The 6,865-nt window shown below is 35.9% G+C and carries 6 protein-coding genes; 4 read left to right on the plus strand and 2 right to left on the minus strand.

Annotated features, from left to right (window positions below; translation table 11 throughout):
• Positions 1–126 precede the first annotated feature (126 nt).
• On the plus strand, positions 127–726 hold the full coding sequence (locus IQ31_RS19165; protein ID WP_145329311.1) for an 8-oxoguanine DNA glycosylase OGG fold protein: 600 nt from the start codon (positions 127–129) through the stop codon (positions 724–726).
• A gap of 102 nt (positions 727–828) precedes the next feature.
• Here the strand turns inward: IQ31_RS19165 and IQ31_RS19170 are convergent, their stop codons facing one another.
• Positions 829–4,173, minus strand: a complete 3,345-nt coding sequence (locus IQ31_RS19170) for a sacsin N-terminal ATP-binding-like domain-containing protein (RefSeq protein WP_145329314.1) — start codon at positions 4,171–4,173, stop codon at positions 829–831.
• Between the two features lie 295 nt (positions 4,174–4,468).
• On the opposite strand from IQ31_RS19170, the gene IQ31_RS19175 reads away from it, so the two are divergent.
• Entirely contained in the window at positions 4,469–5,392 is a 924-nt protein-coding gene (locus IQ31_RS19175; RefSeq protein ID WP_208734318.1) for an IS4 family transposase, read from the plus strand.
• Between the two features lie 574 nt (positions 5,393–5,966).
• Here the strand turns inward: IQ31_RS19175 and IQ31_RS28260 are convergent.
• Positions 5,967–6,197: a transposase gene (locus IQ31_RS28260; RefSeq protein WP_145329326.1), complete on the minus strand. Its 231-nt coding sequence runs from the start codon at positions 6,195–6,197 to the stop codon at positions 5,967–5,969.
• Between the two features lie 210 nt (positions 6,198–6,407).
• Between IQ31_RS28260 and IQ31_RS19185 the strand changes: the two genes are divergently transcribed.
• Complete coding sequence (locus IQ31_RS19185; protein ID WP_244294536.1) at positions 6,408–6,551, plus strand: helix-turn-helix domain-containing protein; 144 nt, start codon at positions 6,408–6,410, stop codon at positions 6,549–6,551.
• Positions 6,552–6,647: 96 nt separating this feature from the next.
• Positions 6,648–6,865: helix-turn-helix domain-containing protein (locus IQ31_RS19190; RefSeq protein ID WP_145329317.1), on the plus strand; the 218-nt coding region annotated here is incomplete at its 3' end.

Below are 6,865 nucleotides of genomic sequence, written 5' to 3' on the forward strand. Positions count from 1 at the left end.
GTTTTATTGGCTATTTCTCCTTTAAGCTTATCGAGATCAGCACGGTTTGTCCGGTAGTTGGACAGTCACATAGCTTGCTTTAAAGCCAGTATCAATGAAGCCCCTAGATTCACTGGAGTAAATTCATTGAAATCGTCCGAATATGTTATCGGAAAAGAGTATGATATACCTCAGTTCTTCAATAAGAAATTTGATACGAATGAGGTATGGGATTATTGCGGAGATAATACAAATTCAGATTTAGACACATTGTTAGTGGTATTGTCGTGGGGTGGAATGGATCGTAAGCATGCGAAAAGCCTATTAAATAATCCTGATCCTGTATTAGAGATTGTAAGAAGATTAAGATCCAAAAAGTTTGAATCACGTAAAGAGGCATTCGATTACATACAAGATAAACGGAAACAGGGTCTACTACCGGGTATGGGCATTGGATATTTCACGAAGCTGATCTGTTTCTTACAGCCATCCCTCAAAGGCTATATTATGGATCAATGGTTAGCCAAATCTGTAAATCTACTACTTGGCAGTCCTTTAATACATATTGCTAGCAAAACCTGGGTATCGGACCAAAATACACCCGCTATTTACGAAGACTTTTGTACATATATAGATGGCCTAGCTTCCGAAATTGGAAAATCAGGGTTTGAAACAGAGGAATTCCTATTTTCGATAGGCGGCCGTAAAAAAGGAATGTGGCGCGGGCATGTGGTTCAGCATTATTAATGTTTAAATCATTTCTTGGATTGAATCAAACAGAAATAAGGTAAGAATAATTACCTCACTTCTGTTAGTTTTTTACAAGATGTTCGATTTGACAACTATTTATTAAACGCTAAGAGTTTTATCAACAGCTTCACGAAAATTAGATTTAACAAATGATTCAATCGTAGTTTGTTCCGAAATCCATATCTGAGATTTAACATGAAACCTCACATTTTGATTTTCAATGTTCACAGAAATCCCATCTTTACCACTATATAAATCTCCCTTTTTTATTTCCACTTCATTAAAATCCGTATATAGATCATTAATTCTGTACCCAATGTCTTTAACTACTTTCGCATTTCTTCTTAAATATTCTATATCAGGATCTGTTCCATCCAAAGGAACGACAACTAATGCGTAGTTTGCTTTCTCTTTGGTGGCTTTTTCTGCCTGTAGAGGTGTCATTGCTGCATGTTCTTTTCCTGTAGCCTTTAGTTCTATAAGCCAATCGTTAATTTGGAATCCCTCACGTTCATTACTTTCATTCACTAAATCAGACGATTGATCGGTTAAAATATAGTCACTCCCGATAGGTTTTCTCTCAATATTTACAGAAATTCCTTCGCCACGAAGCTCATTAATATATTTCGCGAAAAGCTTTTCAACCATACTACCGATATTCTGGTTTCGCCCGATTAACCGTCTTTCGTTCAATCGTCTTTCATACTCTCTTTTAATTCCGGGATCATTAAAAATTTCTTGAACAAGCTCAGGATCCGCATCACTAGTGATCATATTGGTTATTGCCTTATCCCAACTTAATCTAAGTTCATCTGATGATAATGTATGTCTTATTAAGTCAGAAACACCAACTCCTAATTTGTTAAGAAAATTCTGTTGCCTATGTCCTCGTATAGCCTTTATTAGCGATTCATCACTTTTCAAAAGCTCAGAAAGATTTTTAGAAGATGGTGTTTCGCTAACAAATTTTACTTCATTCCCTTCACTTTGTGTTTTTACATTAATCCAATTAAGGTTTCGTGCACGGGAAACCCACAGACATTGCCGGAGATAAATTGGCTTTCCCAATTCATCGATAAAAACCTCCTGTTTGTCTTCATCAAAATAATCATCCTGATTTACGCCTTCTATCAATAGAAATTTAAGTCTTTCAAAACTTGATTTTTGCGTCGTATTCCTCGCATAAATATGGCCATCACTAGCAGTTAAATAGGCGAAATCTGAGAATGAGATATTGAATTTATATTTAAGCTGTCCGTCAGCATCTCTAAGCAAATTCATATCATCTTCGTTAACTAGCAAGTACTCCAATAATTTTACTGTTGCATTCTCAGTTTTCTTAACCATTGGTGTGAGATGTATCAAGCCATTATTATTTAGATAAATGTAATCTTCTCTAGCCAAATAATTGTTATAAACATCATTTAAACAGTCTTTATCCCTAACGAGATTCACATATAAAGGAAATATATGCTCAAAAAATAACTTCGGGGTCAATAATAGATGTTCCGACTTAGGAAAAGACTCATAATCAAATACATCCTCTCCTCTCTTGTTACTCCCAGTTAATACCTTCAGATCTTTAATAACGTCTTTTTGCTCCTTATTTATTAACCATTTTAAGAATCTCGCATTTGCTTCCTGATTTGAAATAAGTAACATATCATTTTCGGTAAGTTCGTTTAATGCCGTTTTAAGCTCTTGAATAGCGGAATGAACATGAAATTGTTCGACAATACTAATATTGAATTCAGTAATCTGTCTTGAAAATAATCTTTCAGCAAAACCTATCTCTAAAAGGTTGGAGATCTCAATTAATTCATCATCATTAAATTTATCCCAGCACATTTTTTCAACCTTGGTAAAGAAGAGGGCCTGATTAAGAGCGATCCTCTTATCTAATGGAAAATACCCTCTAATTTTAATAATTAAAGGATAAAATCTATTTAACCATATTTGCCCATCAATTCTCAAAGATTCATTTAGTATCTCAATGCTTCTTTTCTCCTCGATTAGATCTATTAAATTGTTAATACCCCATACTTGTTTTAAATCATATGGATCCAATTGTTTAAGTTCGCCAATACGTTTAGAAACATCCACCCAATTAAATAACTCCGTTTTTAACGGTAGATTACAATTATTAAACTCCATTAACAAACTCCACAAGTTTGTGATGTCCTCAGATTTGTCAGAAAATGGAATAACAATTTCATTTAATTTAATATATTTAGAATTTATATTATTAGATTTTATAAGCTCAATATTAGATAGTAAGTCTATAGCTTCCACTTTTACAAGGTTAAACCATTCGTGGTCTATCCATTTTAGATCTTTCGAATTATAAAAACTAAAAAATTCATGTAAACATCCTATTTCCCTCTTTCTGAAAAGATCAGAAAAACTCAGCAAGCTTTCAGTAAGTGCCTTATAAACGATCTCTTTATTAATAGACTCACTTCCATCTTCTTCGACTTTCTTTAAATAAATACCATCTCGTTCCACCCTTGGATCAAAATTTGTAGAATTGATTATTACGGGAATTCCAATTTCTTCAGTTCCAATTAAAGGGAATGTGTAATATAGACGAGGATAATTGGTTGTTAACGGAAATATTACTTCGCTATCGCCGACGACCTGAGTTAATATACACACGTCAAATTGTTCATTTTGTTGAACATATGCTTTTAAGCCGACACTGTAAATATTGTCAATAGATGTATTAATCTGCCATTCTAAAATACTATCCTCCTCATTATTCTTAATCAATTCTTTTGAAAAGGTTTTAGTATGACCATTTTCTATTACGGTTACAGATTGTATTTGTTCATTAAACAACTGCGTAATTGGGATAAGTTCATCAAGGCAACGAAGTCCTTTCTCTGCCGTATCCTTTCCTTTAATGTCAAGATCATAGGTAAACATAGTTTGAAATTCACTATCTCCCAGATAACTATCTTCCCTAATAGAATGATCAAACTGTTCATTAGAATTAATTTGTAAGCTATAAAAATGCTCGTTATCAATTGCGTCACGATCCAAAAGAAAACTAAAACAACCTTGATGATTAGTAAGCTTGCCAATTATATGCACTTTCTTTGACAACAGATAGGTTGTCATAAATCCAGTCCCGAATCGACCAGTTTTTCCTTCCTTATTATTTTTTGATGAACCTTGGATTATCAAGCTTAGAATATCATCCAATTCAAAGGGATTTCCAGTATGTGAAAAAGAAATCTTGCTATCTGTTATTTCAATTTTCACTTTTATGTTCTGTCCCAAATCGATCGAATCTTTAGCATTTTGAAGCAACTCCCAAAACCAACGTTTTTCATATTCTTCCCGCTCATATTCTCTAGCTTGAATATCTCTATATACGCTATCAGCGTGTCTTATTTCAGCAATCTCCTTGCGTCTATTTTGTATAAAACTTTTCTCTATCATAGTATAAATTAAATAGCTAAATACTTCCAACTATATGTTAGTAAAGAAAATTGATTTCAATATCACTCCTTTAATTAGTTCAATAACTAGCTTCTATGTATAATAATTTAAATGTAATATATGGACATCACCTTCAAGGTACAGAAAATAATTAATTACCCCAAACGATAATGAAAAATAGAATTTAGAGCTTAAATCATTAGCGTCCAAAACGATTAAGAAAATCATATAAAAAAGTGGCGCATTGCGATTTCAAAAAATGTTATATTGAAAACACAACTACGCCACCTCAGCAATGGTAAATATAAACGTTTTCAGTCAACTTCTATCCTTGATAGACCGGGATATTTTTAAAAAGCTTGTATCAAAATACAATAGTGACAAACATCATAAAGGTCTTAACAGTTGGACACATCTGGTGAGCATGCTTTTTTGCCATCTCTCCTGCAGCGATTCTGTCCGGGATATCAGTAACGGTCTTCGGAGTACCACGGGCAACATGAACCATATGGGTATTTCCCGAGCTCCCAGCAAATCGAGCATCTCCTATATGAATGAACACCGCGACCATAAGCTTTTCAAAGACCTTTATTTCGCCCTTTTGGACAATCTTTGGAATAAGGAGCCCAACCAGCGCAGTGAGCTCAGGGCATTGAAGCGTAAGGTCTATCTGATGGATGCCAGCGTGATTCCATTATGTCTGTCGATATTTGACTGGGCTAAATTCCGGAGCAATAAGGGTGCTGCCAAACTGCATACCGTACTTGACTATGATGGATGCCTACCGGTTTTCATGGAGATTACCGATGGTAAGGTACATGAGAGTAAAAAAGCGAACAGCTTTTCTTTCCCCAAGGGCAGCGTTGTGGTTATGGACCGGGGTTATGTCGATTTTAAATGGATGAATATGTTGGACAGCAACGGAAGTTTCTTCGTCACACGGAGCAAAGTAAACATGAAATACAGCGTGGTAAAGAGCTATCAGAGTGATTCGATGGTTGAAAGCGGCATCCTTAAGGATCAGGTGATTACATTGAGCGGGGAGAGCGCAAAACGATATGGGGGAAAGAAACTCAGGCTTGTGCACGTTTTGGACAGCACCACGGGCGATGAATATGAATTCTTGACCAACAATATCCAATGGAAGCCGGCGATGGTAGCGATGATCTATAAACAACGCTGGCAGATCGAATTGCGAAGCAATCATGAATGCAAATAAAAACAAACACAAATGAATAAATCTTTTTCAAACATCTCAAACAGCGTCTTAAGGTCACCAGTTTTGTGGGAACATCGCAGAATGCCGTTCAGATACAGATATGGACTGCCCTGATCGGAATACTTTTATTGAAATATATACAGAAAAAGGTCATCTAAAAGTGGAATCTGTCGAATCTTGTGAGCTTTATACGAATGAACATATTTGTGAAGATTGATTTTTGGCAATGGGCGAACGACCCATTTATCAAGAAAAAATCGCCTGATAAAAACGGACAGTTTGGCGTCTTTTAAAATAAGGGGGGATAGCTAATGGAGGAATCCAAAATAATACGCTTTTGATAAGAAAAATCACATTTTTTCGTAACCTAAATTTTATTTTGGACGGTAGTGAGCTTAAATCGAAAAATAGAGTATTTTGATTTAATAGAAACAAAAAAGCCACATCTCCCAACGTGGCCTTAATAAACATATGATTCACTAGTGGTTTGTAGTCTGCCTGAGCTGGCAAACCACTAGTTATTAGACACTTGTAATCGGTAAGTCAGAATGGTTCTTCGCCAATTTTGATGCACTTATCCAGTTTGTGAAAGGCAGACCTTTCTTCTGAGCAATTCAAAACTCCCCTTACCATACATTTCACGTTTTTTATTCTTTAACCGGTTCACATTTCCTTCCACCAGTCCGTTGGTCCAATCATAAGTTATCGCATTTTTTACTGCCTGAATATCCTTTTCTAATCCATTACAAAAAGTATCTATTCTTTTGCGGCCAATTAATCGGCCATCTTTAATCCAAGTGGATATACTGGAACAAGCTGACCCCTCAAAATTGAATTAGAATTAGGGATGCGTATTGCGTTTAAAGCTGTTATTCAACTGCCATACTGGCTGATGTTGACCCCCTAATTCATTTTTCATTTCATTGCGCTGGAGCATGCTGACCCCTTAGCAAGTAGTTTTTGTTACTTAGTGATCAAACAATTCGGATCACTGATGGCTGGAAAACCAAAACGAATGAGTCAGATAAAGCAATTAATCAGATTGTACCAGAGCGGTAGCGGAATAAAAACAATCGCCCGCATCCTTGGTATGAGCAAGAATACGGTGAAGTCCTATCTTAAAAAGATGGCCGACGGCGGTTTCAATACCGAATGTTAATTCGCATATAAATACCCCCAGCAATTCGCATTAAAATGCCACCACCTTAAACAATTAAGGTTTTACTTGTTGAGAGTATAATAAACTCTCAGCGTTATGTATAAAGTGGCTATGTACAATACGATAAAAACACTTTTGGAACACGGCAAATCTTTGCGGGAGATCTCAAGGGAACTTGGGATGTGCCGCAAGACCGTTTCGCGTATCCAAAAAGCGCTGCTGAATGGAGATTCAGCTCCGAGGCAGCAGTCCCGTTCCAGTGGTCTTGAGGTATTTCATGAACAGATCGAGCATTATCTGGCCAGTGGACTTTC

The organism is Sphingobacterium siyangense (assembly GCF_007830445.1).
Lineage (GTDB): Bacteria > Bacteroidota > Bacteroidia > Sphingobacteriales > Sphingobacteriaceae > Sphingobacterium > Sphingobacterium siyangense.

Coding starts and splice junctions, on each gene's coding strand:
- IQ31_RS19170 (WP_145329314.1), bottom strand. CDS start 4,173: ATGATAGAGAAAAGTTTTATACAAAATAGACGCAAGGAGATTGCTGAA.
- IQ31_RS19175 (WP_208734318.1), top strand. CDS start 4,469: ATGGTAAATATAAACGTTTTCAGTCAACTTCTATCCTTGATAGACCGG.
- IQ31_RS19185 (WP_244294536.1), top strand. CDS start 6,408: ATGAGTCAGATAAAGCAATTAATCAGATTGTACCAGAGCGGTAGCGGA.